Origin of the sequence: Pseudonocardia sp. (genome assembly GCF_025965585.1) — a bacterium.
Taxonomy (GTDB): domain Bacteria; phylum Actinomycetota; class Actinomycetes; order Mycobacteriales; family Pseudonocardiaceae; genus Pseudonocardia.
In genome coordinates, this window is the sequence record NZ_JAOPWR010000215.1 from 1 (window position 1) to 2859 (window position 2859).

At 74.7% G+C, this 2859-nt stretch carries 1 protein-coding gene and 1 rRNA gene; both read right to left on the reverse strand.

The features are described from left to right. On the reverse strand, nt 1-725 hold a 725-nt coding region (locus JWR81_RS14095; RefSeq protein WP_297651449.1), incomplete at its 3' end, for a hypothetical protein. Between the two features lie 1818 nt (nt 726-2543). Then, nucleotides 2544-2660, reverse strand: a 5S ribosomal RNA gene (rrf, locus tag JWR81_RS14100). Nucleotides 2661-2859: the final 199 nt, after the last annotated feature.

Below are 2859 nucleotides of genomic sequence, written 5' to 3' on the forward strand. Positions count from 1 at the left end.
AGCTCGTCCTCGCCCTGGAACTCAACACCGTCGTCCTCGAGCGGCTCGCCTGTGAGGTCGGCGATGCGCTCGTCGGCATCGGTCTCCCCGTGGACGTCGGCGTTCGCCGTGTGCACGAACCACTGCAGCGCGTCCGACTCCCGCCCGGCCGTCAGCAGGTTGTCGGCATACGCGTAGAACAGCCGCGCGCTCCAGGCATCCCGGCGCGAGGGGTCCAGCTCCGGGATCTGCAGGCCGACGACCGCCGCGTCGAGCTCGCCCAGATCACGGCGTGCTCCGGCGGCGACGATGGCCAGCTCGATCGACTCGGCGCGGCCGAGCTCCTTCGCCTCGGGGGCACGGACCAGCTCGAGCGCCCGCTCCGGACGGCCCAGCGCCCGCTCGATGTCGGCCATGACCGCGAGGTGGCCGGGCCCTCCACCCATCCGGCGAGCCGCGCGCAGCTCACCGAGGGCCTCGTTCCACTCCCCGGCGTGGTAGGCGGCGATGCCTGCCGCCTCCCGCACGACGGCGATGCGCGACGCGCGCCGCCGCGCGAACCGGGCGTGCTCCAGCGCCCGCTCGGGGTCCTCGTCGACGAGCATGCCGGCGGCCACCAGGTGCTTCGCGACGATGTCGGCGGTGTCCTTCTGCAGGCCCCGCAGGTCACGGCGGGCCTCGGCGTCGAGCTCGCCCGGCGTGATGCCGTCGGGGAGCTCGGGCTCGGGGACGCGCTCGGTGGTCACGCCCTCCGGGGTCCGACGGTCGCCGCGGTCCGGTGTCCGGCGCTCGTGTCCGCGGCGGTCGCCGCTCCTGTCCCCACCGGTCCGGCGAGCGCCGCCGCGGGCGTCACCGTCCCGTCGGGAGCCGGATCCCGGACCGCCCGCGCGGTCACCGCGATCGGCACCGCGCCGATCCGTCGCGCCGGAGCCGGTGCTCCGGCCGGCGTGACCGGCCGAGCCGGCGCCGTACGGGGACCGGTCGCCCGTGTGCCGCTCGCCGCCGCCCGACCGGTCCCGGTCATCGCGCCGGAACGAGTCCGACCCACGCGCCTCACCGCTCCGGCCCGCATCTCCATATCGGTCGCCCCGACCGGCCGAGGAACCCCGCCGGTCGTCGCCGCGCCCTCCTGAGCCGCGCGCCGCCTCGCCGCCGCGACCCGAACCGCGATCGTCGCGGGGTCGGTCACCGCTCGACGCCTGGTAGCCCCCGGAACGCTCGCCACCGGCGCCCCGGTCGGATCCGTACCGCGATCCGGACGGACGGTCCGCACCCGGCCGGCCGCTGTCACGGCTGCCTCCGCGCGGACCGTCGGGGCCACCACGGCGCTCGCCGGCGGAGGACGACCGCCGGTCGTCCCGCCCACGATCACCTGTGGGGCGGGCCGCCGGCCCGCCCTCGCTGCGCCTGTCCTGCCACGGCCGGCGCTCGCCACCTGCACGGCGGTCGTCGTCGCGACGGGCCGGACGGTCGTCGTCGCGTCGCCAACCCGAACCCCGCGCGCCGCCGCGGCTGCCCTCCGCCTCCGCCCGCCGGCCGCCCTCGGTCTTGGGGGTCCAGCCCCCGCCGGAGCGCGACGCACCGCCCGCGCCGTCCGCGCGCCCACCGGGCTTCCACCGGTCGTTGCCCGGCCGCCGGTCCGAGCCGCCGTCCCGACCGCCGGACCCGTAGCCCGAACCGTCACGCGTCGAACCACCACGAGAGCCGCCGCCACCCTGCCGGCCGCCGGATCGGCCCTGGTAGCCGCTCGAGGTCCGCTCTCCCGGTCTGCTGTCGCCGCCGTAGGAGGACCGTCCGCGGTCCTGCGAGCCACGGCCCCCGGCACCCTCGTCGTCGCGGCGGGGGTAGCCGGCCGCGCGGCGCTCACCGGCGGAGCGGGAGTCACCACCGCCGTATCCGCCGCGCCGGTCATCGCCGCGCCCGTCACTGCGCCGGTCGTCACTGCGCCGATCATCGGTCCGCCGGTCGTCAGCGCGCCGGTACTCACCGCGCCGGTCGTCCTTGCGCGGGCCGTCGGAGCCCCGATCGTCCCTGCGCGGGCCGTCTCCGCGCCAACCGGCGTTGCGATCGGACCCGCCACCCCGCTCGTCGCCTCCACGGGCGGACGCGCCCGACCAGGGCCGCGAGGAACCACCCTCCCGGCTCACCCGATCGTCTCGTCGCCGGTCGTCGCGCCGCACCGCATCACGACCGGACCCGGATCCGCGGGGCTGGTCGCCGGAGGCGTCGTTCCCGCGGTAGCCGCCTGACGGCCGCCCCGTCGAGCTCGGGTCGCGGGACCAGCCGCTCCCCACGCGGGGGCCGGACGGGCGGCCCTCACGTCCGCGGGTGTCGCGACGCTCCTGGCCGCCCTTGCCGCTGTCGTCGCGGGCGCTGCCGCGCGTGTGCGTGGCGCGATCGCCACGGTCGTTGCCTGTTCGGGTGGGCCTGTCCTTGCGGTCCCCGGCGCCGGCGCGATCATCTCGTCGCGGGCGGTTATCGCCGGAACCATCCGCGATACTCACCTGTAGAGGATACAAAAAAGTAGGCCCCCACCTGACGGCGGGGGCCTACTCCAAGTTGAATGTCGGCGGCGACCTACTCTCCCACACCCTGACGAGTGCAGTACCATCGGCGCTGGAGGGCTTAGCTTCCGGGTTCGGGATGGGACCGGGCGTTCCCCCTCCGCCATAACCACCGACAACACTATCCAACTAGTGCCGTACTGGCCAAGCGATGCAATTAGTGGATGCGAAACAGAAACTTCCCATTCACAACCATGAACACATGATTATGTGCTCAGGGTCGCACAGTGGATGCAAACAACCTGTTGTGAACAAGCCCTCGGCCTATTAGTACCAGTCAACTCCACCCCTCACAGGGCTTCCATCTCTGGCCTAT